Raw genomic sequence first — 22,194 nt, 5'->3', positions numbered from 1 at the left:
TCCGGGGACGTGGCTGACCTGGTTCTCGGCGCGAACGTCTTCGGCTGGACGGCGGACAGGGACACCTCGTTCGCGGTCCTCGACGCCTTCGTCGCCGCCGGTGGGCGGAAGATCGACACCGCGGACTCCTACATGTGGCGCGTGCCGGGCAACGCCGGTGGCGAGTCGGAGACGATCCTCGGCGAGTGGATGGCCGCCCGCGGCAACCGGGACGAGCTGCACCTCGCGACGAAGGTCGGCTCGCTGCCCGGCCGCCGGGGGCTCGGCGGGGCGAACATCGCGGCCGCCGCCCGGGACTCGCTGCGCCGGCTGGGCACCGACCGGATCGACCTCTACTACGCCCACCGCGACGACGAGGCCACCGCGCAGGAGGAGACCCTCGACGCCTTCGACACCCTGGTCCGCGAGGGACTCGTCCGGGAGGTCGGCGCGTCGAACTTCACCGCCGGACGCCTGCGCTCCGCGCTGGAGATCGCCGAGCGGGACGGGCTCACCGCGTTCACCGCGATCCAGCCGCACTACAACCTCATGGAGCGCGACGACTTCGAGGCCGCACTCGCCCCGCTCGCCGAGTCGGAGCGGCTGGCCGTGTACCCGTACTACGGGCTGGCGAAGGGCTTCCTCACCGGCAAGTACCGCCCGGACACGCCCGCACCGGCCGGCCCGCGCGCCGAGGGTGCCGCGGCGTACCTGGACTCCCGCGGGCGTGCGGTGCTGGCCGGGCTGGACGAGATCGCCGCGGGCCACGGGGTCCCGGTCCCGGCGGTGGCGCTGGCCTGGCTGGCGTCGCGGCCGCCGGTGACCGCGCCGATCGCGAGCGCGCGCACGCCCGAGCAGCTGGAGCAGCTGCTGCCGATGCTCACCCTGGAGCTGACCCACGACGAGCAGCGCCTGCTGTCCTACCTGTCGGCGACCGGCTGATCCGGCGGGCGGCGGCCCACTGGGTCGAGTGATCACGGCGCGAGCAGCGCGAGGTAGACCCCGGCCAGCACCGACGGGTCCCGCAGGTCCCCGACCAGCGCCCGGACCCGCCCGAGCCGGTACCGGACGCTGTTCTCGTGCACGTGCAGCGCCCGCGCGGTCGCGGGCACGTCCTGCCGGTGCGCCAGCCAGGCGCGCAGCGTGGCCACCAGGGTGGCGTCGAGCGGCGCGAGGGCGTCCGCGGCCAGCTCGGACGCCCGGTCCGCACCGATCTCCAGCACCATCCGGTCCAGCACCGGCAGGTCCTCGACGGCGACCGGGGCGCCGCCGGTGAGTGCCGAACGACGGGCGGCGAGGCGGGCGTTGCGGTAGGCGGGGCCGACCGGAGCACCGGGCGTGACGGTGGCGCTCCCGGCGACCGGGAGGGCGCCGGGCACCTCCTCGACCAGCGCGACCACCACGCCGTCGAGGTCGGAGAGCAGGTGGGGTGCGCGCCGCTCGTCGAGGATCCGCTCGGCCTCGAGCACGTCGGTCCCGGGAGCGAGCACGGCGACCACCCGCGGCCGGTCCGGGTCGGGGCCGGCACGCCCGCCCCGCGCCGCCCCGGCCGCCCCTCCGGTCGCCCCGCCCGGTGATCCGCCTGCGCCAGCCCGATCGCCGGGCCCTCGATCGGCCGGGCCCGCGTCGCCGGCCCCGCCCGGCGTCCGGCCGGCGGTGTCCCGTCCCGCGATCAGCGCCCGCAGCTCCGCGGCCCGTTCCCGCCGCCGCCGTTCCCGGTCGCCGTCGGAGACCGCGGCCAGCCCGCCGAGCAGCCGCGCCACCAGCGCCACCGCCCGCACGATCAGCGGCACCGGCACCGACCCGCGGGACACCCCCGCGACCAGCCACGCCCGCACCTCCCCGCCCGGCCGGACGGCCGCGGCGAACAGCCCGTCGGCGTCCACCACCTCCACCGGCGGACCGGTCACCGGCAGGTCCCGGAACCGGGTCCAGCGCTCGGCCGCGCCGTCCCGGCCGGACGCCGCGTCGGCCGCCAGCACCGAGCCGTCCGGCCGGTGCAGCGCGACCCCGCACCGCAGCACCCGGGCCAGGCCGCGGACGAGCTCCGGGACCGGATCGGGGCCGCCGAGCAGCCCGGTGAGGGTGTCGGTGATGGACGCGGCCCGGCGGAACGCGTCCAGGTCCCGGTCCAGCACGGCGGAGTCGACCGCGCGGACGATCTCCCGGAACGGGGTCGCCTCCGGCACCGTGAACAGCGGCAGCCCCCGGCGCCGGGCCTCGTCCACCAGTGCCGCGGGCACGTCGTCGTGCACGATGTCGACCGCGAACCCGAGCGCCGCCACGCCCCCGCCGGCCAGCTCGGCGACGAGACCCCGGCACTCCGCCGGCGTGGTCAGCCGCAGCCCGGTCGTCAGCAGCACCCACCCCGGCGGCACCCAGCGGGTCGGCTGCGGGATCTCGACGACGTGCGCGCCGAGCACCGGCACCGCACGCCCGGCCACGACCGGCACGAGCCCGAACTCGCCCCGGTCCAGCAGGTCCCCCAGCTCCACGACGTTGTGGATAGCACAAACAGGTTGTCCACAGTTGTGGACTTACCCGATCACCACCGGCCGTCGGCCGCTCTACCGTGAGGGAATGTCCGCGTTCTGGCACCCGTTCGCCGCCATGCACTCCGTTCGCGACGCCACCGTGACGATCACGCGGGGCGAGGACGTGTGGGTGTTCGACGACACCGGCACCCGCTACCTCGACGGCACCGCGAGCCTCTGGTACGCCAACGTCGGGCACGGCCGCCACGAGATCGTCGACGCCGTCGCCGCCCAGATGTACGAGCTCGAGGCGTACTCGACGTTCACCGACTTCGCGAACCCGCCCGCCCTGCGGCTCGCCGACGAGATCGCCGCCCGCGCCCCGCTCGACGGCGGCAAGGTGTTCTTCACCAGCGGCGGCGGCGACTCGATCGAGACGGCGGGGAAGCTCGCCCGCGAGTACTTCGCGGCGATCGGGGAGCCGCAGCGCACCGTGCTGCTGCACCGCGAGCACAGCTACCACGGCACGCACGGCCTGGGCACGTCGCTGGCCGGGATCCCCGGCAACCGGCTCGGCCCGCCGTTCGTCCCGGACGTCGTCCAGACCCCGTGGGACGACGCCGCCGGCCTCGAGAAGGCGATCGTCGATCTCGGGCCGGAGCGGGTCGCGGCGTTCTTCTGCGAGCCGGTGATCGGCGCCGGCGGCGTGCTGCCACCGCCGGAGGGCTACATCGAGGCGGCCGCCGAGGTCTGCCGCCGGCACGGCGTGCTGTTCGTCGCCGACGCCGTGATCTGCGGGTTCGGCCGGCTCGGGAACTGGTTCGGGATCGAGCGGTTCGGGGTGCGCCCGGACATCGCCGTGTTCGCCAAGGGCGTGACGTCGGGCTACCAGCCGCTGGGCGGGATCGTCGCCTCCGAGCGGGTCGCCGCGCCGTTCTGGGACGAGCCGGGGCGGGTGTTCCGGCACGGCCAGACCTACGCCGGCCACCCGGCCGCCTGCGCGGCGGGCTCCGCGACCATCGCCCTGATGGAACGCGAGGGCCTGCTCGCGCGGGCGACCGAGCTGGAGCCGCAGCTGCTCGAGCGGCTGCAGGGGGTCGTCGACCACCCGCTCGTCGACCACGCCCGCGGTGGCGTCGGCGTCCTCGGAGCGCTCGGTCTCGACCCGGAGCGGCTCGCCGGTGCCCCGGACCTGCCGCAGCGGGTGTTCAAGGCCGCCCGCGAGCGGGGCGTGCTGATCCGGCCGCTGGCGACCGCGGTCGGGTTCTCGCCGCCGCTCACCATGACCGCCGAGCACCTGGACCTGATGGTCGAGGCCACCCGGGCCGGGCTGGACGACGTCGCGGCGGCCCTCTAGGAGGCCGGGTCGCGGCGCATGGTGTGCGCGTCGGCCCCGGACGGGCGGTAGTACCGCTTCCGCAGCCCGACGACGGTGAAGCCGCACGACTCGTAGAGCCTGCGGGCCGCGAGGTTGTCCGTCCGGACCTCCAGGAACACCGTGGCGCCCAGCTGGTCGGCCGCCTCGAGCAGCTTCGCGAGCAGGGCCCGGCCGATCCCGTGCCCCTGCCAGGCCGGGTCGACGCCGATGGTGTGCACCTCGGCCTCGGCCTGCGGCGGGCCCGCGACGACGGCGAGCCCGGCGTACCCGACGAGCTCTCGGCGCAGTCGTGCGGCGAGGTACAGCTGGCCGGAGGTGACGGCGTCCCGGAACGCCTGGGCGCTCCACGGGTCGTCACCGGGGAACAGCTGCTGTTCCAGCTCGGCGCAGCGCTCCGCATCGGCCCGGTAGAGCGGGCCGATGGTGACGGTCGCGTTCATGCGGTGACGCGCTTGCGCCCCGTCGGGGCGACGGCGTCGGGCCGGCGCAGGTAGAGCGGCTCGACCGGCGCCGGTGCGCGCCCGGCGTGCAGGTCGGCGGCGGCGACGCCGACGAGGCCCGCCGGGGTCGGGGCCCCCGGCCCGGTGATCTCGGTGCCGAGCGGCCCAGCGAACGCGGGATCGCCGACGACCGTGGAGATCGCGAGCTCGTCGCGGCGCGCGGCGAGCACGGCCGGCGGCTCCACCGCGGGGCCGGTGAGCCGGCGGGCGGCCGGGTCGTACGCCGCCCAGTAGACCTCGCGACGGCGCGCGTCGGTGACCACGAGCAGGTTCCCCGCGCCGGCCGGCCGGTCACCAGGGTCGCCTGAGCTCCACGCTGTGTCCATGCGCGTTCCGCCTGCGCTCCACGCTGTGTCGACGCGCGTTCCGCCTGCGCTCCACGCTGTGTCGACGCGCGTTCCGCCTGCGCTCCACGCTGTGTCCATGCGCGTTCCGCCTGCGCTCCACGCGTGTGCCATGGCGTCGTGCGAGCACACCCCGTGCACCGGCACGCCCAGCGCGTGGCCCAGTGCCGCGGCCGAGGCGATCCCGACCCGCAGCCCGGTGAACGGCCCCGGGCCGGCGCCGACGACGATCGCGTCCACGTCCCGCAGCCCGAGCCCGGCCTCGGTACACAGCGCGCGGACGGCCGGCATGAGCAGCTCGCCGTGCCGGCGGCCGTCGTGGGCGCGCGCGGCGAGGGTCACCGGCCGCGCCCCCAGGTCGACGAGGCCGGCGGTGACCACGGTCGTCGCGGTGTCCAGGGCCAGTACCAGCACGGTCGTCCAGCTTACGGAGTGCCCGTGCGGCGCAGCGTGGCGACCCGGGTGTCGTCGTCGCGGCGTTCCAGCACCACCTCGATCGCGTTCTCGGTGAGCCGGTCGGCGACCCCGACCCCCCACTCGACGGCGACGACCGCGCGGTCCAGCTCGGTGTCCAGGTCGAGGTCGTCGAGCTCGGCGGCGACGTCGATGCTGCCGTCCGGCCCGCCCAGCCGGTAGGCGTCGACGTGCACCAGCGCGGGCCCCTCCCCGGACGGCGGGTGCTCGCGGGCGATCACGAACGTCGGCGACGCGACCGTGCCCGTCACCCGGAGCCCGCGGGCCAGCCCGCGGACCAGCGCGGTCTTCCCGGCACCGAGCGGGCCGGCGAGCAGCAGCACGTCCCCGGCGGCCAGCTCGCGGCCGATCTCCTCGCCGAACGCCTCGGTGTCGCCGACGGTCGGCAGTTCCCGGCGCACCGGCTCGCCGCCCGGCCCGGGGATCACGACCGGTCCTTCCGGGACCGCCTGCGCCCGGCCTTCGGCCCCCGGGAGCCACGCCCGGCACCGCGCAGCAGGCCGCCGCGCCGGCCGTCGCCGTCCGCATCGGTCCGCTCCGCGGGGTCCGGCTCACCGCCGGGGAGCGGGCCCTCGCCGGGCGCGCCCGCGGCGGGCGGGGCCACGGCCGGCGGGTTCACGGAGGACCGGCTCACGGCGGGCGGCGACGGGCGGCGCATCGAGCGGGGCGGGCGGGTGAACCGGACCCGGTCGCCGCGCCGGCGCTCCATGCTGCGCTCGATGAGGTTCCCGAGCTCCTCGTCGACCGTCCCCGGCTGCTCCAGCATCGGCATGTGCCCGACCCCGGGCAGCCGCACCAGCCGCGCGGTCGGCAGCGCCTCGGCGATCACCTCGGAGTGCCGGTACGGGATGATCCGGTCCGCGTCCCCGGCGAGCACCAGCACCTCGCAGCCGGAAAGGCCCGCCAGCGCGGCGGCCCGGTCGTGCGTACCGAGGGTGTCGACGAAGTCGGTGAGCGCCCCGACCGCGTTCGAGTCGATCATCGTGTCGACCAGGTCGACCATCGCGGGGTCGACCTGCCGGTCGCCGTAGGCGAACCGCTTGGTGATCGCCCAGATGATGTCGCCGAGCGCGCGCCGCCCGCTCTCGACCAGGTTCGGCTGCCACGCGGCCAGCCCGCCGAGCGCCCGGATCACCGGGTTGCGACGGGACAGGAACGTCCCCGGCAGCCCCGCCGTCACCATCTCCCCGGCCGAGGTCGCCACCAGCGCGACACCGACGATCCGCGCGTGGAACAGCTCCGGGTGCTGCTCGGCGAGCGCCATCACCGTCATGCCGCCCATCGAGTGCCCGACCAGCACCAGCGGGCCCTCCGGGGCCAGCGCGCGGATCACCGCGTCGAGGTCGTGGCCCAGCTGCTCGATCGTGCAGCTGGTCCGCGGCGCCCGCTCCGAGCGGCCGTGGCTGCGCTGGTCGTAGAGCACCATCCGGACCGACGGGTCGGACAGCAGCGCCAGGAACTCGCGCTGCTCCTGCCAGGTCCGGCGGTCCAGCGCGAACCCGTGCACGAGGACGACGGTGAGCGCGGGCTCCGACCCGTCGGCCGGGCCGACCTCCTCGCAGGCGATCCGGACGCCGTCGTCGGCGGTCACCGAGCTCTCCTCACCGGCCCACCCGGCCGGCGGCTGCCCGCCGTGCTCGGCCATCTCGGTGGCGAGGCTGCGGCGCGCCGCCGCGATCCGGCGGCGCTGGGTCGCGACCCCCACACCGGCCGCCGCGCCGGCCGCGCCGACCACGCCGCCGACGATCCCGGCGACCGTCCATCCCGTGCGGCTCACGCGGTCCCCCCGGTGACGGTGCGGCGCACCCGGCCCTTGATGCCGGTGACGATCTCGTAGTGGATGGTGCCGAGCTCGTCGGCCCACTCCTGCGCGGTCGGGCCGCCGCCGTCACCGGTGCCGAACAGCTCGACCGGATCCCCGACGGCGACGTCCAGCTCACCGGGGCGCCCGCAGTCGACGACGAACTGGTCCATGCAGACCCGCCCGGCCACCGGCCGGATCACCCCGCCGACGCGTACCCGCATCCGGCCGCCGTTGTTCATCCGGCGCGGGACGCCGTCGGCGTAGCCGAGCGGGATCAGGGCGAGGACCCGTGGCTCGGTCGCGACCCACTCGTGGCCGTACGACACGCCCTCCCCGGGCGGGACCGTCTTGAGCAGCGCGATCCGGCCACGCACCGTCATGGCGGGCCGCAGCGGGCTGTCCGCCGGCGCGGCGACCGGGTCCAGGCCGTAGGCGGCGATCCCCGGCCGGACCAGGTCGAAATGCAGGTCGGGACGGGTGAGCGTGGCCGCCGAGTTGGCCAGGTGCAGCAGCGGGTCGAACCCGCGCTCCCGGGCCCGTGCGGCGGCGTCCCGGAGCCGGACGGCCTGGGCGTCGATGCTCGGGTCGCCGGGCTCGTCGGCCCGGGCCAGGTGCGACCAGACGGCTGCCACCTCGGCGGTCCCGTCGGCGACGGCGGCCGCCGCGTCGTCCAGGAGCTCCGGCCACTCCTCCGGCCGGCAGCCGCCCCGGTTCAGCCCGGTGTCCGCCTTGAGGTGCAACCGCACCGTCCGGCCCGCCGCGCGGGCCCCGGCCAGGACCGCGGCCAGGTGCTCCCGGGACGACACCGACAGCTCCACCCCCGCGGCGACGGCGGCGGCGAAGTCCTCGTCCGGCAGGTGCAGCCAGGCGAGCAGCGGGGCGTCGACCCCCGCGGCGCGGACGGCGAGCGCCTCGTCGAGGGTGGCGACGCCGAGCCGGGTGGCCCCGGCCGCCAGCGCGGCCCGGGCGACGTCGGGGGCGCCGTGGCCGTAGCCGTCCGCCTTGATCACGACCATCGTCGCGGCGCCGGACCGGCCGGCCAGGCCGGACAGGTGTGCGACGTTGTGCCGCACGGCGCCGAGGTCGATGACGGCCTCGGCGCGGGGGCCGCCGGCGGTCGGGCGCCCGGTCCTGCCGGTGCCCGCACCCGGTACGCGTTCGGTGGCTGGCAACACGGCACCGATCATCGCATCCGGGCCGGGCGGCCCCGCCGCGCCAGGGCCGAGGCGGCGCTCAGTGCCGCCGCTTCGGCCCCCGACCGCCGGGCCTCAGCGCAAATGCTCCGGCCCCCGACCGCCGGGCCTCAGCGCAGATGCTTCGGCCCCCGACCGCCGGGCCTCAGTCGGTCCCGGACTCCATCGCGGCCCGGTCGAGCGACTCCTCTGCCTGCTCCACACCCTCCGGCGGGGCCGGGGTGGCGGTGATCTCCGCCGCGCGGCCCGCCTCGACGTCGCCGACGAAGGTCCGGAACGACCCGCCCAGCATCCCGGTCGCCGCGTACTGCTCCAGCTTGGCGCGGGAGTCGGCCAGGTCGAGGTTGCGCAGGGTGAGCTGCCCGATCCGGTCGCCGGGAGTGAACGGGGCGTCCTCGACGCGTTCCATCGACAGCCGGTCCTCGGCGTAGGCCAGTGCCGGGCCGCGGGTGTCGAGCACCGACCAGTCGTTGCCGCGGCGCAGCCGCAGGGTCACCGATCCGGTGATCGCGTTGCCGACCCAGCGGGTCAGCGACTCGCGCAGCATCAGCGACTGCGGCTCCAGCCAGCGGCCCTCGTAGAGCAGCCGGCCGAGCCGGCGGCCCTCGGTCTCGTAGGCGGCCAGCGAGTCCTCGTTGTGGATCGCGCTGACGAGCCGCTCGTAGGTGACGAACAGCAGCGCCATCGCCGGGGCCTCGTAGATGCCGCGGCTCTTCGCCTCGATGATCCGGTTCTCGATCTGGTCGGTCATGCCGAGCCCGTGCCGGCCCGCGATCCGGTTCGCCTCGGTGACCAGCTCGACCGGGTCGTCGTAACGGGTGCCGTTGATCGCGACCGGGCGGCCGGCCTCCCACTCGACGGTGACGTCCTCGGGTTCGATCGCCACCGCCGGGTCCCAGAACCGCACGCCCATGATCGGCTCGACGATCTCGATCGAGGTGTCGAGGTGCTCGAGCTTCTTGGCCTCGTGCGTGGCACCCCAGATGTTCGCGTCGGTCGAGTACGCCTTCTCCGCCGACGCCCGGTACGGCAGGTTCCGCTCGCCGAGCCAGTGGCTCATCTCGGTGCGGCCGCCGAGCTGGTCGACGAACGCCTCGTCCAGCCACGGCTTGTAGATGCGCAGCGCCGGGTTGGCCAGCAGCCCGTACCGGTAGAACCGCTCGATGTCGTTGCCCTTGAACGTCGAGCCGTCACCCCAGATCGAGACGCCGTCCTCGGCCATCGCCCGCACCAGCAGGGTGCCGGTGACCGCACGGCCGATCGGTGTGGTGTTGAAGTACGGCATCCCGCCGGCGCGGATGTGGAAGGCACCGCAGGCGATCGCGGCGATGCCCTCGTCGACCAGCGCCCGGCGGCAGTCGACGACGCGGGCGGACTCGGCGCCGTACTCGAGGGCACGCTCGCGCACCGCGACGAGGTCGGGCTCGTCGGGCTGCCCGAGGTCGGCGGTGTAGGCGAACGGGACCGCGCCGTTCTCGCGCATCCAGGCGACGGCGACGGAGGTGTCGAGGCCACCGGAGAAGGCGATGCCGACGCGCTCGCCGACGGGGAGGCTGGTCAGGATCTTCGGCACGCGCGAAACGCTAACAACCCGCCTCCGCTGCAGGTCGGCCGGTGCCCTGCCGCAGCCCGTATCGGCGTGCCGCACCCCTTCTCGGCGTGCCGCACCCGTCGGGCGGGGTGCGGCACGCCGGGACGGGGTGCAGCAGCCACGTGACCGGCGTGGTGCGGTGCTCTCGGCGCCCGTGACCGGCGCGGTCAGCCCCGCGCGGCGGCGCGGACGGCCCGCAGCGCGTCCGGGATCGCCGCCTGCAGCGCCGTCGCCGGCGCCGGGACCGCCGGCACCCCGTGCGCCCCGGCGGCGGCCGTCGCGGCGCGGGCGTGCACGAGCGTCGCGCAGCCGGCCGCCCACCACGGGTCCAGCCCGGCCGCGAGCAACGCGCCGATCATGCCGGTGAGCACGTCCCCGGAGCCGGCTGTGGCCGCCCACGCGTCGGCGGCCGGGTCGACGAGCACCCGCCCGTCGGGGGCCGCGACGACGGTCGCGTTGCCCTTGAGCAGCACCGTCACCCCCAGCTCGGCCGCGGCCCGGCGGGTCGCGGCGACCCGGTCCGGCCCGACCTCCCCGGCGAGCCGGGCGAACTCGCCGGCGTGCGGGGTGACGACGACCGGCTCGCCGTGCACCCGTTCCCGCAGGTGCGGGTGCTGGGCCAGCAGGGTGATCCCGTCGGCGTCGATGCAGACCGGGACCTCGCGGTCGAGCACGGCCTCCAGCACCGCCAGCCCGGCCGAGCCGGTCCCGATGCCGGGCCCGACCGCCCAGGCCTGGGTGCGGCCGGCGTCGGTGAGGTCCCCGGTGGCGACGATCTCGGGCCAGTGCCGGCGCACCTCGTCGGCGGCCGGGCCGGCGAAACGCACCATCCCGGACGTGGCGAGCACGGCCGCGCCGGCCGCGAGCACCGCGGCACCCGGGTAGGTCGCCGAGCCGGCCGCGATCCCGGCCACTCCCTGGGTGTACTTGTCGTCGTCCGGGCCGGGGACCGGCCAGGCCGCCCCGGCGTCGGCGTCGAACAGCAGCAGGGCGTGCGGATCGTCGGGCAGGAACGGGACGAGCCCGATGTCGACCAGCCGGACCGGCCCGCACAGCGGTGCGGCCAGCGCGTGCACCGGCTTGCACGCCCCGAACGTCACGGTGAACGCGGCCCGCACGTGCGGACCGGCGGTGGCGCCCGTGTCCGGGTCGACCCCGGACGGCAGGTCGCAGGCCACCACCGGGACTCCGGCCTCGCCGGCCGCCGCGACCAGCGCCGGCGCCGGCTCGCGCAGCGGGCCCCGCCCGGAGATGCCGACGATGCCGTCCACGACGACGTCGGCCCCGGCCACCAGCCCGCGTGCCGTGTCGAGGGTGCCCGGCTCCACCGGCAGCACCCGGCCGCGGGCCCGGCGCAACGCCGCCAGCCCGCCCGGGTGGGCCCGGTCCGGAGTCAGGAGCAGCGCGGTGACCGCGGCACCGCGGCGTCGCAGCTCGGTACCGGCCCACAGCGCGTCGCCGCCGTTGTCCCCGGCCCCGACCAGCAGGACCACCCGGCGCCCGTAGGTGGCGCCGAGGTGGCCGCGCAGGTGGGCGGCCAGCCCGGCCGCGGCCCGGCGCATCAGCACGCCGTCCGCGACGGTCCGCATCAGCGCGGCCTCGGCCGTCCGGACCTGCCCGGCCGTGTACACCCCCTGCACGGCGCCTACTCCACCGTGACCGACTTGGCCAGGTTGCGCGGCTTGTCGACGTCGTAGCCGCGGGCCCGGGCGATCTCGGCCGCGATCACCTGCAGCGGGATCGTCGCGACGAGCGGCTGCAGCAGCGTCGGGACCGCCGGGAGCTCGAACAGGTGGTCGGCGAACGGCCGCACGGTCTCGTCCCCGGTCTCGGCGATGACCACGGTCCGCGCCCCGCGCGCCTTGATCTCCTGGATGTTGCTCAGCAGCTTGGCGTGCAGCACCGCGCGGCCCTTCGGCGACGGCATGACGACGACGACCGGCAGCCCGTCCTCGATCAGCGCGATCGGGCCGTGCTTGAGCTCGCCGGCGGCGAACGCCTCGGCGTGCATGTAGGCGAGCTCCTTGAGCTTGAGCGCGCCCTCGAGCGCCACCGGGTAGCCGACGTGCCGGCCCAGGAACAGCACCGCCTTCGACGGCGACAGCTCCTGGCCGAGCGCGCGGGCCGCACCGAGCGACTCCAGCACCTCGGCGACCGCCTTCGGGATCGCCTCCAGCTGCTCGAACTCGCGGACCACCTCGTCCGGGTACTTGGTGCCGCGGGCCTGCGCCAGTGCCAGCCCGACCAGGTAGTTCGCCGCGATCTGGGACGTGAACGTCTTGGTGGCGGCGACGCCGATCTCCGGCCCGGCGTGGGTGTAGATCACCGCGTCGGACTCGCGGGGGATCTGCGCCCCGTTCGTGTTGCAGATCGCCAGCACCCGGGCCTTCTGGTCCTTGGCGTGCCGCAGCGCCTCCAGGGTGTCCGCGGTCTCGCCGGACTGGGAGATGGCCACGACCAGCGTCGACCGGTCGAGCACCGGGTCCCGGTAGCGGAACTCGCTGGCCAGCTCGATCTCCACGGGCAGCCGCGTCCAGTGCTCGATCGCGTACTTGGCCAGCAGCCCGGAGTGGTAGGCGGTGCCGCAGGCGACGACGAACACCTTGTCGACGTCGCGCAGCTCCTGGTCGGTGAGCCGCTGCTCGTCCAGCACGATCCGGCCGTCGATCATGTGCCCGCGCAGGGTGTCGGCGATCGCGGTCGGCTGCTCCTCGATCTCCTTGAGCATGAAGTAGTCGTGGCCGCCCTTCTCGGCGGCGGCGAGGTCCCAGGTCACCTCGAACGGGTTCACCTCGACCGGGTCCCCGGCGAAGTCGGTGACCTCGTAGCCGTCGCGGGTGATCGTGACGACCTGGTCCTGCCCCAGCTCGACGGCCGAGCGGGTGAACTCGATGAACGCGGCGACGTCCGAGGCCAGGAACGTCTCGTCGGCGCCCAGACCGAGCACCAGCGGGGACGACCGGCGGGCGGCGACGATCCGGTCCGGGTCGTCGGCGTGCGTCACGACCAGCGTGAACGCGCCCTCGAGCCGGCGCGCGACCGCGCGGACGGACGCGGTGAGGTCCCCGGCCGTGTCCTCGCCCAGCTCACCGGCGTACGCCAGCGCGACGAGGTGCGCGGCCGTCTCGGTGTCGGTGTCGGACTCGGCCCAGATCCCGCGGGCCTCCAGCTCGGCGCGCAGCTCCAGGAAGTTCTCGATGATCCCGTTGTGGACGACGGCGACCTTCCCGTCGCTGCTGCGGTGCGGGTGCGCGTTGCGGTCGGTGGGCGGGCCGTGGGTGGCCCAGCGGGTGTGCCCGATCCCGGACGTGCCGGTGAACCGGTCCCGGCCGACCTCGTCGAGCCGGGCCTCCAGGTTGGCCAGGGCGCCTGCCCGGCGCTCGATCAGCAGTTCGCCGTCGAGCGGGAGGGCGACACCGGCGGAGTCGTACCCGCGGTACTCCAGACGGCGCAGGCCGCCGAGAACCACGTCGAGTGCGACCCGATGACCGACGTAACCGACGATGCCACACATGCCGACGAGCGTATCGGCGTGCCGTCGGTGATCTTCCGGCGCCGGGTGCCGGGCGAGCGCCACGCCGGGCGCGGCGCGCGACGGGCACGGCGTGACCTGCACCGGTACGGTGCCGTCCGTGGCCAGGACCAGCGTGACCCGTCCCCCGTCCATGAAGGGGGCCAAGGACGCCCTCGGCGTGCTGTCCCGGCCGGGGCCCCTCCCGGTCCGGTTCGGCGACCTCGGTCTGATCGGCCTGCCCGGCATCGTCTACGCCCCGGCGGAGGGCTTCCACCTGCCCGCCGTCGTGCTAGGGCATGCCTGGCTGCAGCCGGTCCGCCGCTACCACGAGCTGCTGCGGCACCTCGCGACCTGGGGTTTCGTCGCCGCGGCGCCGGACACCCAGCGCGGCCCGGTCCCGAGCATGTCCCGCTTCTCGGCGGACCTGGCCACGGTCCTCGACGTGTGCGTCGGGGTCCGGCTCGGCGACGGCACCATCAGCGTCGACGCCCGCCGCACCGGCCTGATCGGGCACGGCACCGGCGGGGGCGCCGCGATCCTCGCCGCGGCCCGGCGGGAACGGCTCCGCGCGCTGGTGACCCTCGCCCCGTCGGAGGTCAAGCCGTCCGCGATCGAGGCCGCGGCCCGGGTGGGCGCGCCGACCCTGCACCTGGCCGCCGCCGTCGACTCGATGGCCCCGGCCGCCGGGCACGCCGAGCGGATCGCCGCCGCGCAGCGGGACGCGGGCGGTGACGTGACCGTGCGGACCATCGAGAAGGCCGGCCACCTGGGCTTCTGCGAGGGCCGGCACTGGTCGAGCTTCCTGCTGCAGAACTTCCCGCAGCACCGCACCCGCAAGCTCACCCGCGCCCTGGTCACGGCGTTCCTCATGCAGGAGCTGACCGGTGAGAAGCGGGTGTCCGCGCTGACCGCGGGCGACGTCCCCGGCGCCCCGCTGGTCGACCTGCCCGGGCCCGAGGACGAGGAGTCCGGCGAGCAGCCCGGGCTGCTGGGCGTCGGCGGCCGGTGATCAGGGCGCGAGCCACACCTTCCCACCGGCCTCCGCGACGGCGTCGAACGCCGCGGCGGCCCGGTCGAACCGGAACGGCTCGGGTTCCATCAGCCCGGCCAGCCGGTCGGCGACGCCCGGCAGCTCGGCCAGCGCGGCGGTGAAGTCACCCGGGTGGTCGTAGATCAGCGAGCCGGTGATCGTCACCTGCCTCTGCACGAGGTCGTGCGTGTTGACCTCGGACGGCCCGTCGTGCTGCCCGATCAGCAGCAGGGTGCCGGCCCGGTCGACGGCGTCCCGGGCGGTGGACCAGGCTCCCGGCGCTCCGGAGGTCTCGAACACCGTCCCGAACGTCTCCCCGGGTTCGAACGGTTCCGCGCCCAGCTCGAGGGCCCGCCGCCGTCGCCCCTCGTGGGGTTCGGCGACGACCGGGGTGATCCCCGCGGCCCGCAACGTGAGGCACAGCAGGGTCCCCTGCGAGCCCGCCCCGACGACCAGGCACCGCGTGCCGGCCCGCGGGCCCGCCCGGCGGACCGCCGCCCGGGTGACGACCCACGGCTCGACGCAGGCGACGACCCGTTCCGCCAGGTCCGGGGCGATCCCGGGCGGCAGCGGGTGGGCGTGGCCCGCCGGGACGGCGACGTACCCGGCCAGCAGCCCCGGCGCGTTCACCCCGAGGCTGCGCCGCCGCGCGCAGGCCGAGGTGCGCCCGTCCGCGCAGAACCGGCACGCCCCGCACCCGATGTTCGGCTCGACGGCGACGACCTCGCCGGCCCGGCCCGGGTCCACTCCCGGCCCGGTCGCGACGACCCGGCCACCGCCCTCGTGCCCGAGCGTCCACGGCAGCGCCGGCACGGCCCGGGCGCCGCTGCGGACGGCGAGGTCGGTACCGCAGAGCCCGACCGCGGTGATCGCGACCAGCACCTCACCGGGGCCCGGCGCCGGCACCTCGACCCGGTCGAACGCCAGGTGGCCGGCCCCGGTGAGGCGGACCGCACCCGTGGTGGGCCGGAGGGACGCGGCCGTGCTCACGGGGTGTGCGAGGACGCGGTGGCGGGCGCGTCCTCGGCGTGCGGCTCGTAGCTGATGAACGCCGCGACCAGCAGGGACAGCAGGCAGCCGGCGGCGAGGTAGGCCGCGACCCAGTGCCAGGCGCCGCCGCCGAGCGCGACCAGCGCGGTCGCGATGAACGGGGTGAACCCGCCACCGACGACGCTGGCCAGCTGGTACCCGAGGCCGACGCCGCTGTTGCGGTGCCGGGCGCCGAACATCTCGGTGAACAGCGGCTGCTGGACGCTGACGATCGCGTCGTGCCCGATGTTGACCAGCAGCACGGAGCAGACGACGAGCAGCACCGCCGAGCCCTGCTCCATCGCCACGAAGAACGGCACCGACGCGACCAGCCCGGCCACGGCCCCCGTGAGGTAGACCGGGCGCCGCCCGTAGCGGTCGGACAGCCACCCGAACAGCGGGATGGTGACGATCCCGAGCCCGCCGACGAGCAGGCCGACGCCGAGCATGAAGCCCCGCGAGAACGCGTACTCGGTGGTGGCGTAGGACAGCGCGAAGGTGACGACGATGTACATCGTCAGCAGCTCGGCCAGCCGCAGCGCGACGATCTTGCCGAACGCGCCGGGGTGCCGGCGCGCGGCCTCCAGCACCGGCAGGCGCTGCTCCTCGGCCGGGTCTGCGGCCCGCTCGGCGGCAGCCTTTCGGAAGACCTCGGACTCGTCCACCCCGGACCGGATCCACAGCCCGACCAGGGTCAGCAGCAGCCCGCAGAAGAACGGGATCCGCCAGCCCCAGGTCTCGAACGCGCCCTCGCTCATCGCGCCGACCAGGATCGCGACGAAGCCGTTCACCAGCAGCAGCGCCACCGAGTAGCCGACCTGGACACCGCTGGAGTACAACGCCCGCCACCGCTTGGGCGCGTGCTCGACCGCGAGCAGGGCCGCGCTGCCCCACTCGCCGCCGACCGCGAGGCCCTGGATGCAGCGCAGGGTCACCAGCAGCGCGGGCGCCCAGTACCCGATCTGGTCGTACGTGGGCAGCACGCCGATCAGCGCGGTGGTGAATCCCATGATCGAGATCGTCCAGACCAGCGTCCGCTTGCGGCCGATCCGGTCACCGAGGTGGCCGAACACGATGCCGCCGAGCGGGCGGAAGAGGAACCCGATGCCGAACGTCGCGAACGCGGCCAGCGCACCGGCCGTCGGGCTCTCGGTGGGGAAGTAGAGCTTGCTGAACACCAGCGCGGCGACCACCCCGTAGAGGAGGAAGTCGTACCACTCGACGACGGCGCCGACGAACGATCCGGCGGCTGCCCGTCCGGCCCCGGCCGGGGCGGTTGACGGCTGTGACATGAGGGCTCCGTACGCGTCCTTGCGTTGTGCGCTATGCGCACATCTGTGTGCTGTGCGCACGAACGGTACGGCGAGTCACCGCTGATCGCAAGGCCGGGGCCGGGTGCGCACCGCCGGTAGGGTCGGACCCCGCGACGGAAGGGGTCCGATGGTCACGGAGGCCGGGCAGCAGGAGCGGCACTTCGTCCGGGCGGTGGAACGGGCGTTCCGGGTCGTCCGGGCGTTCGGGCCGGACACGCCGTCGATGACGCTGAGCGAGGTCGCCACGCGCACCGACCTGGACCGGGCCACCGCCCGGCGGCTGCTGCTCACGCTGGTCGATCTCGGCTACGCCCGCCGCAGCGGCCGGGACCGCTTCGAGCTGACCCCGCGCGTGCTGGAGCTCGGCTACGCCTACCTCTCCGGCCTGTCCCTGGTCGACGTGGCCCTCCCGCACCTGCAGGCCATGTCCTACGAGCTGCGCGAGACCGCCTCGCTGACCGAGCTGGACGGTGGCGACGTCGTCTACCTGGCCCTCGCCCAGAGCTCCCGGCTGTCCGGGCTGCGGATCAGCGTCGGGACCCGGTACGCCGCCTGGGCGACGTCGATGGGCCGGGTGCTGCTGGCGGGTCTGCCGGACGCGGAGCTGGACGCGCATCTCGCGGCGGTCACCGTCGAACGGCACACCGACCACACGGTGCGCGACACGCAGGCCCTGCGCGACGCGGTCCTCGCGGCCCGCGAGCAGGGCTGGGCCCTGGTCGAGCACGAGCTCGAGGACGGGCTGCGCGGCATCGCCGCCCCGGTCCGGAACCGGGCCGGCCGGGTGATCGCGGCCGTGAACGTCTCCACGCACGTCGGGGTGTCCACCCGGGAGGAGCTGACCGGCCGGCACCTGCCGCGGCTCCTGCAGGCCGCCGCGGACATCGAGGCGGACCTCGCGGCGTCCGGGCTCTGATCACCGGTCGGCGGTGCCGCCGGGCATCGGCGGGAGCAGCGGGGCGACCGCGCCGCGCCGGTCGGGCGGGCGGGTGCCGGTGAGGCCGGGGAGCCGGACACCCGCGCCGTCCGCCGTCTGCCCGGGCGTCCCGCCGACAGCGGTGGCCCGGTCGGAACCGGGACCCCTGTCGCCACCGGCGGCCCCGTCGGAACCGGCACCGGCGACCTCGCCCGCACCGGCTTCTGCGGCCCGGCGCTCCAGGTCGGACGCCTCGGTCGCCGCCTCGCCGGCGAGCCGGTCGGCCGCCCGGCGGACCAGGTCGAGCCGCCCGGTCCACTCCCGACCGGCGGCGTCGTCCCAGGCTCCGGCGACGGCGTCCCGCAGCCCGGCGAGGACGGCCGCCGTGTCGTCGAGCCGCTCCACCAGGCGGCGCAGCGCCGCGGCCTGCTCGTCGACCCCGGTCATGGCCGCACCGGACGCGCCGAGCCGCACCTTCCCGCCCCATACCGAGCCGGAACGTGCGCCTCGAACCCGGACGCCGCCGTGAGCGTCACGTTCGCGCCCCGCGCGGGGCCAGATCGTGCCACTCGAACCGGCACCGGCGCCGTGAGACGCACGATGCCGCCCTTCGGCGGGCGGAAGCGTGCTTCCCGAGCTCCCGGTTCATGCCGAATCCCTCGTGCCACCGAAGCGCCCCGCGGCGACGCGGTCCGCCTCCCGAGCGGCGGCGGCCGACCGTACGGCGGTTCCCGCCAGCGACTCCAGCTCGTCGGCGATCCGGCCCGCGGTCGTGCCGCACTCGCCGGTGAGCACCGGTGCGCAGGTATCCCCCAGGTCGGACGCGAGGCCGCGAAGCCGCGCCGCAGCCCGTTCGAGCACCTCGGGATCCAGCCGGAGATCCGGTCGCATCCACCGAGCGTGCGGCATCCGTCCCGCCGGCACCGGCCGGCCGCGCTCCCGGTTCACCATCGCGAACGCGACCACACCGCGACCGGCCGGCCGCATCCGAGGATCCGGGCCGGACGGAGGACCGGGCAAGCACACCGAACGGGGCCGGGTCGACACGTGGCCGGGCCGACACACACGAACGGGCCGCAAGCACACGAAACGGGGCCGTCGCGCGACGGCGACGGCCCCGTCCGGGACCACGGGAGAGATCAGCTCGCGGCCGCGACCACCTCGGCCAGCCGGCCCGCGACGGCGGTGGCCTCGACCTCGGTCGGCGCCTCCACCATCACGCGCACGAGCTGCTCGGTGCCCGAGGGTCGCAGCAGCACCCGCCCGGTCTCGCCCAGCTCCGCCTCGGCCTTCGCGACGGCCTCGGCGACCTCGGCGGACGCGGCGACGGCGTCCTTGTCGGTGACCGCGACGTTCTGCAGCACCTGCGGGAGCGGGGTCACGACCGCGGCCAGCTCGGCGAGCGACGATCCGGTCGCCGCCATCCGCGACATCAGCCGCAGCGCGGTGAGCAGGCCGTCACCGGTGGTGGCGTAGCCCGGCAGCACGACGTGCCCGGACTGCTCGCCACCGAGGGAGAACCCGCCCTCGCGCAACCGCTCCAGCACGTACCGGTCCCCGACCTGGGTGGTGTCGAGGGTGATCCCGGCGTCGCGCATCGCGAGGTGCAGGCCGAGGTTGCTCATCACGGTGGCGACGAGCGTGTCGTGGGCGAGCTCGCCGGCGTCGCGCATCGCGAGGGCGAGCACGGCCATGATCTGGTCGCCGTCGACGACGTTCCCGGTGGCGTCCACCGCGAGGCAGCGGTCGGCGTCGCCGTCGTGGGCGATGCCGAGGTCGGCACCGTGGGAGACGACCGCGGCCCGCAGCGGCTCCAGGTGGGTCGAGCCGACGCCGTCGTTGATGTTCAGGCCGTCCGGCTCGGCGTGCAGGGCGACGACGTCCGCCCCGGCCTGCCGGTAGGCCTCGGGGGCGGCGACGGAGGCGGCCCCGTGCGCGCAGTCGACGACCACGCGCAGCCCGGTCAGCGAGCCCGGTGCGGCGGCCAGCAGGTGCGCGACGTAGACCCCGGTCGCGTCCGGCGCGTCCCACACCCGGCCGATCGCGTCCCCGGTGGGACGCTGGGTGAACGGGGTCTCGAGCCCGCGTTCGATCTCGGCCTCGACGTCGTCGGGCAGCTTGTGACCGCCGGCCGCGAACAGCTTGATGCCGTTGTCCGGCATCGGGTTGTGCGACGCGGAGATCATCACGCCGAGGTCGGCACCGGTCTCGGCGACCAGGTGCGCCACGCCCGGGGTGGGCAGCACGCCGACCCGGATCGCGTCCGCGCCGGCGGAGGTGAGCCCGGCGACGACCGCGGCCTCCAGCATCTCGCCGCTGGCCCGCGGGTCCCGGCCGACGACCGCGACGGGGCGGCGGCCGGCACCGTTCGAGAGAGTGCGCGCAGCCGAGGCACAGACACCAACGGCGAACTCCGGGGTGAGGAGTTCGCCGTTGGCCAGGCCCCGGACGCCGTCGGTTCCGAAGAGGCGACGCATCCGGCTGCGGTTCAGCGCTTGGAGTACTGGGGCGCCTTGCGGGCCTTCTTGAGGCCGTACTTCTTGCGCTCGACGGCGCGGGCGTCCCGGGTGAGGAAGCCGGCCTTCTTCAGGGCCGGGCGGTCCTCGGCGTCGAGCTCGGCCAGCGCGCGGGCGATGGCCAGGCGCAGGGCACCGGCCTGGCCCGCGGTGCCGCCGCCACGCAGGTTCGCGAAGATGTCGTAGCGCTCGGTCTTCTCGACGGTGACCAGCGGGTCCTTCACGATCTGCTGGTGCAGCTTGTTCGGGAAGTAGGTCTCGAGCGGCTTGCCGTTCAGCGTGAACTGGCCGCTGCCGGGCAGCAGGCGCACGCGGACGACGGCCTCCTTGCGGCGGCCGACGGTCTGCACGGGACGGTCGCCCGGCACCGGGGCCTCGGCGGCGAAGGCGTCGGCGTCGAAGCCGGCGGCGTCACCGATCGTGTAGTCGACGTCGGCGACCTCGGTCACCTCGGCGGCCGCACCCTCGGTCTCGACCGCGTCGACGACCTCGTCGGGTCCGTTCTCGGGGCTGGTCACGGGCTGTCCCTCTTCGTGGCTCGGGGTGGTCACTGGCTGACCTGCTTGATCTCGAACGGCTCCGGCTTCTGGGCGCCGTGCGGGTGCGACGGGCCGGCGTAGACCTTCAGCTTCTTGGCCATCGCGCGTCCGAGACGGTTCTTCGGCAGCATGCCCTTGATCGCCTTCTCGACCAGGCGGTCCGGGTGGCTGTCGATCATCTCGCCGACCGAACGCTGGCGGAGACCGCCCGGGTAACCGGAGTGCCGGTAGACGAACTTGTCGTCGCGCTTGTTGCCGGACACCGAGACCTTCTCCGCGTTCACGATCACCACGAAGTCGCCGTTGTCGACGTGCGGCGCGTAGGTCGGCTTGTGCTTGCCGCGCAGCAGCGTGGCGGCCTGGGCGGCGAGCCGACCGAGGCGCACGTCGTCGGCGTCGATCACGTGCCAGGCGCGGGTGATGTCGCCGGGCTTCGGGCTGTACGTGGGCACGGATCTACCTCGTCGTCGTTCTCGGCTTCGGTGGGCGGTACCGGCGGGGTTCGCGCGGCTCCGGCCCACACTGGTGTGTCGGTGGTTCCTCAGCGTGCCGCTGGTGGACGCCGGAGGGACGCTCACCCGCCGGACTCACTGCCTCGCGCACCTGCTCGAGGAACGACGGACGGCGCCCGCGGGTCTCCACCGCTGCACAACGAGAGTCAAGAGTACCCGGCGGTCCCGGGAGCGGGCGCGGGGGGTCGGCGAACCGCTCCCGGGCGCGGTCAGACCGTGAACCGGCGGGCGTTGGCCGCCTCGACCGACCGGTACCCCTCCCCCGCCCCGAGGACCAGGCCCTTGATCCTCTGGAGCGTCTCGGTCAGCTCGGCCGCGGAGCGGTCCCAGCGCTGCTGGGCCTCGTGATACCGGTCGGCCGCGTCCCCCGTCCAGCTCGCCACGACCGGGCCGAGGTGGCGCCGGAGGTCCCCGAGCTGCCCGGTGATCCGCGCCCGGGCCGCGTCGATGTCGACGGCGGCCTGCTCGATCGCGGCGAACGTGACCTTGATCTCCGATCCCATCGGTGGTCCCCTCCTCAGCCCAGCGCCGACGTGATGGCGGAGACGTTCCGCGCGTTGGCGTCCTCGACCTGCTGGTAGGCCGTGGCCGTCCCGCCCAGCTGCTCGGCGATGTCGGCGAGCGCGGCGTTGAGCCGCTTCGCCTCGGCGTCCCACTCGGCCATCAGCGCGGTGAACGCCGTGGCCGCGGCCCCCACCCACTGGCCGCGGGTCGCCTCCAGCCGCGACCGCAGGCCGCCCAGCTCGCCGTTGACCGCGGCGCTCACCTCCCGGACCCGGCCCGCGGCCAGGGCCATCTCCTGTGTCGTCGTGCCGAACCCCTCGGCCATGCGCTCACCCCATCCCGGTGCGACCCGGGCGGTCGCCCGCCCGGTTCCGGGGACCTCCGTCCCCGGCCGGGGCACGGTTGCAGGCGGGCCGCCCCGGCACGGCCGTACGCACGGCGGCGTTCACGCCCGCGAACGCCGCCCGCCACGCCCGCCACCGCCGTGCCGCCGGCAGACGCTCACCGAACCCGGCAGACGCTCACCCGGTTGCGCGAGCAGCGCCCGGTTGCGTGAGCGTCTGCTGGGAGAGAGGTGCGACGCG

General features: G+C 75.6%; 22 protein-coding genes. 4 read left to right on the top strand and 18 right to left on the bottom strand.

Going from position 1 to position 22,194, the window contains the following annotated elements; translation table 11 throughout:
* Nucleotides 1–9 precede the first annotated feature (9 nt).
* The gene (locus tag H7X46_RS01695; RefSeq protein WP_186357719.1) at nucleotides 10–921 is read left to right on the top strand and encodes an aldo/keto reductase; all 912 of its coding nucleotides are present in this window, start codon (nucleotides 10–12) and stop codon (nucleotides 919–921) included.
* A 32-nt stretch (nucleotides 922–953) separates the two neighbouring features.
* Here the strand turns inward: H7X46_RS01695 and H7X46_RS01690 are convergent, their stop codons facing one another.
* On the bottom strand, nucleotides 954–2,474 hold the full coding sequence (locus H7X46_RS01690) for a PucR family transcriptional regulator (protein ID WP_186357718.1): 1,521 nt from the start codon (nucleotides 2,472–2,474) through the stop codon (nucleotides 954–956).
* Nucleotides 2,475–2,559: 85 nt separating this feature from the next.
* On the opposite strand from H7X46_RS01690, the gene H7X46_RS01685 reads away from it, so the two are divergent.
* Nucleotides 2,560–3,810 (top strand): aspartate aminotransferase family protein, encoded by a 1,251-nt coding sequence (locus tag H7X46_RS01685; RefSeq protein WP_186357717.1) that lies wholly within the window; start codon nucleotides 2,560–2,562, stop codon nucleotides 3,808–3,810.
* On the opposite strand, the gene rimI is transcribed toward H7X46_RS01685, so the two are convergent.
* The 8 genes from rimI to glmS all read right to left on the bottom strand — a co-directional run bounded on the left by rimI (nucleotide 3,807) and on the right by glmS (nucleotide 13,251).
* On the bottom strand, nucleotides 3,807–4,271 hold the full coding sequence (gene rimI / locus H7X46_RS01680; protein WP_186357716.1) for a ribosomal protein S18-alanine N-acetyltransferase: 465 nt from the start codon (nucleotides 4,269–4,271) through the stop codon (nucleotides 3,807–3,809). The two genes, H7X46_RS01685 and rimI, sit on opposite strands and share 4 nt — an antisense overlap.
* The gene (gene tsaB / locus H7X46_RS01675) at nucleotides 4,268–5,089 is read right to left on the bottom strand and encodes a tRNA (adenosine(37)-N6)-threonylcarbamoyltransferase complex dimerization subunit type 1 TsaB (protein ID WP_186357715.1); all 822 of its coding nucleotides are present in this window, start codon (nucleotides 5,087–5,089) and stop codon (nucleotides 4,268–4,270) included. Before tsaB ends, rimI begins: the two co-directional genes overlap by 4 nt.
* Before the next feature lie 11 nt (nucleotides 5,090–5,100).
* Nucleotides 5,101–5,577 (bottom strand): tRNA (adenosine(37)-N6)-threonylcarbamoyltransferase complex ATPase subunit type 1 TsaE, encoded by a 477-nt coding sequence (tsaE, locus tag H7X46_RS01670; protein ID WP_370588561.1) that lies wholly within the window; start codon nucleotides 5,575–5,577, stop codon nucleotides 5,101–5,103.
* The gene (locus H7X46_RS01665) at nucleotides 5,574–6,926 is read right to left on the bottom strand and encodes an alpha/beta fold hydrolase (RefSeq protein ID WP_186357714.1); all 1,353 of its coding nucleotides are present in this window, start codon (nucleotides 6,924–6,926) and stop codon (nucleotides 5,574–5,576) included. Before H7X46_RS01665 ends, tsaE begins: the two co-directional genes overlap by 4 nt.
* Complete coding sequence (gene alr / locus H7X46_RS01660; protein WP_370589044.1) at nucleotides 6,923–8,041, bottom strand: alanine racemase; 1,119 nt, start codon at nucleotides 8,039–8,041, stop codon at nucleotides 6,923–6,925. The genes H7X46_RS01665 and alr overlap by 4 nt, the downstream gene beginning before the upstream one ends.
* 250 nt (nucleotides 8,042–8,291) lie before the next feature.
* A complete protein-coding gene (argG, locus tag H7X46_RS01655) occupies nucleotides 8,292–9,719 on the bottom strand; it encodes an argininosuccinate synthase (RefSeq protein ID WP_186357712.1) in 1,428 nt (475 codons plus the stop codon).
* Nucleotides 9,720–9,904: 185 nt separating this feature from the next.
* Complete coding sequence (locus H7X46_RS01650) at nucleotides 9,905–11,377, bottom strand: NAD(P)H-hydrate dehydratase (RefSeq protein WP_186357711.1); 1,473 nt, start codon at nucleotides 11,375–11,377, stop codon at nucleotides 9,905–9,907.
* A gap of 5 nt (nucleotides 11,378–11,382) precedes the next feature.
* A complete protein-coding gene (gene glmS / locus H7X46_RS01645; RefSeq protein ID WP_186357710.1) occupies nucleotides 11,383–13,251 on the bottom strand; it encodes a glutamine--fructose-6-phosphate transaminase (isomerizing) in 1,869 nt (622 codons plus the stop codon).
* A gap of 118 nt (nucleotides 13,252–13,369) precedes the next feature.
* Here glmS and H7X46_RS01640 point away from each other — a divergent pair, with 118 nt between their 5' ends.
* On the top strand, nucleotides 13,370–14,260 hold the full coding sequence (locus tag H7X46_RS01640) for a dienelactone hydrolase family protein (RefSeq protein WP_370588560.1): 891 nt from the start codon (nucleotides 13,370–13,372) through the stop codon (nucleotides 14,258–14,260).
* Here H7X46_RS01640 and H7X46_RS01635 read toward each other — a convergent pair whose 3' ends face one another.
* On the bottom strand, nucleotides 14,261–15,271 hold the full coding sequence (locus H7X46_RS01635) for an alcohol dehydrogenase catalytic domain-containing protein (protein ID WP_186357709.1): 1,011 nt from the start codon (nucleotides 15,269–15,271) through the stop codon (nucleotides 14,261–14,263). It abuts the gene before it with no gap.
* Nucleotides 15,268–16,602, bottom strand: coding sequence for a shikimate transporter (gene shiA, locus H7X46_RS01630; protein ID WP_186357708.1), 1,335 nt, complete (start codon nucleotides 16,600–16,602; stop codon nucleotides 15,268–15,270). The genes H7X46_RS01635 and shiA overlap by 4 nt, the downstream gene beginning before the upstream one ends.
* A 148-nt stretch (nucleotides 16,603–16,750) precedes the next feature.
* On the opposite strand from shiA, the gene H7X46_RS01625 reads away from it, so the two are divergent.
* A complete protein-coding gene (locus H7X46_RS01625; RefSeq protein WP_186357707.1) occupies nucleotides 16,751–17,539 on the top strand; it encodes an IclR family transcriptional regulator C-terminal domain-containing protein in 789 nt (262 codons plus the stop codon).
* On the opposite strand, the gene H7X46_RS01620 is transcribed toward H7X46_RS01625, so the two are convergent.
* From H7X46_RS01620 to H7X46_RS01590, 7 genes are all read right to left on the bottom strand, one after another.
* Entirely contained in the window at nucleotides 17,540–17,986 is a 447-nt protein-coding gene (locus tag H7X46_RS01620) for a hypothetical protein (RefSeq protein ID WP_186357706.1), read from the bottom strand.
* A gap of 198 nt (nucleotides 17,987–18,184) precedes the next feature.
* On the bottom strand, nucleotides 18,185–18,430 hold the full coding sequence (locus H7X46_RS01615; protein ID WP_186357705.1) for a hypothetical protein: 246 nt from the start codon (nucleotides 18,428–18,430) through the stop codon (nucleotides 18,185–18,187).
* 248 nt (nucleotides 18,431–18,678) lie between these two features.
* The gene (gene glmM, locus H7X46_RS01610) at nucleotides 18,679–20,016 is read right to left on the bottom strand and encodes a phosphoglucosamine mutase (protein WP_186357704.1); all 1,338 of its coding nucleotides are present in this window, start codon (nucleotides 20,014–20,016) and stop codon (nucleotides 18,679–18,681) included.
* Nucleotides 20,017–20,027: 11 nt separating this feature from the next.
* Entirely contained in the window at nucleotides 20,028–20,573 is a 546-nt protein-coding gene (rpsI, locus tag H7X46_RS01605) for a 30S ribosomal protein S9 (RefSeq protein WP_370588559.1), read from the bottom strand.
* Between the two features lie 29 nt (nucleotides 20,574–20,602).
* Entirely contained in the window at nucleotides 20,603–21,046 is a 444-nt protein-coding gene (gene rplM / locus H7X46_RS01600; RefSeq protein ID WP_186357703.1) for a 50S ribosomal protein L13, read from the bottom strand.
* A gap of 269 nt (nucleotides 21,047–21,315) precedes the next feature.
* Entirely contained in the window at nucleotides 21,316–21,609 is a 294-nt protein-coding gene (locus H7X46_RS01595) for a WXG100 family type VII secretion target (protein WP_186357702.1), read from the bottom strand.
* A gap of 14 nt (nucleotides 21,610–21,623) precedes the next feature.
* The gene (locus H7X46_RS01590) at nucleotides 21,624–21,935 is read right to left on the bottom strand and encodes a WXG100 family type VII secretion target (RefSeq protein WP_186357701.1); all 312 of its coding nucleotides are present in this window, start codon (nucleotides 21,933–21,935) and stop codon (nucleotides 21,624–21,626) included.
* Nucleotides 21,936–22,194: the final 259 nt, after the last annotated feature.

It is taken from the genome of Pseudonocardia sp. C8 (genome assembly GCF_014267175.1).
Lineage (GTDB): Bacteria > Actinomycetota > Actinomycetes > Mycobacteriales > Pseudonocardiaceae > Pseudonocardia.
The sequence above is the reverse complement of the archived record's forward strand: the minus strand, read 5'-3'. Positions and strand labels throughout refer to the sequence as shown.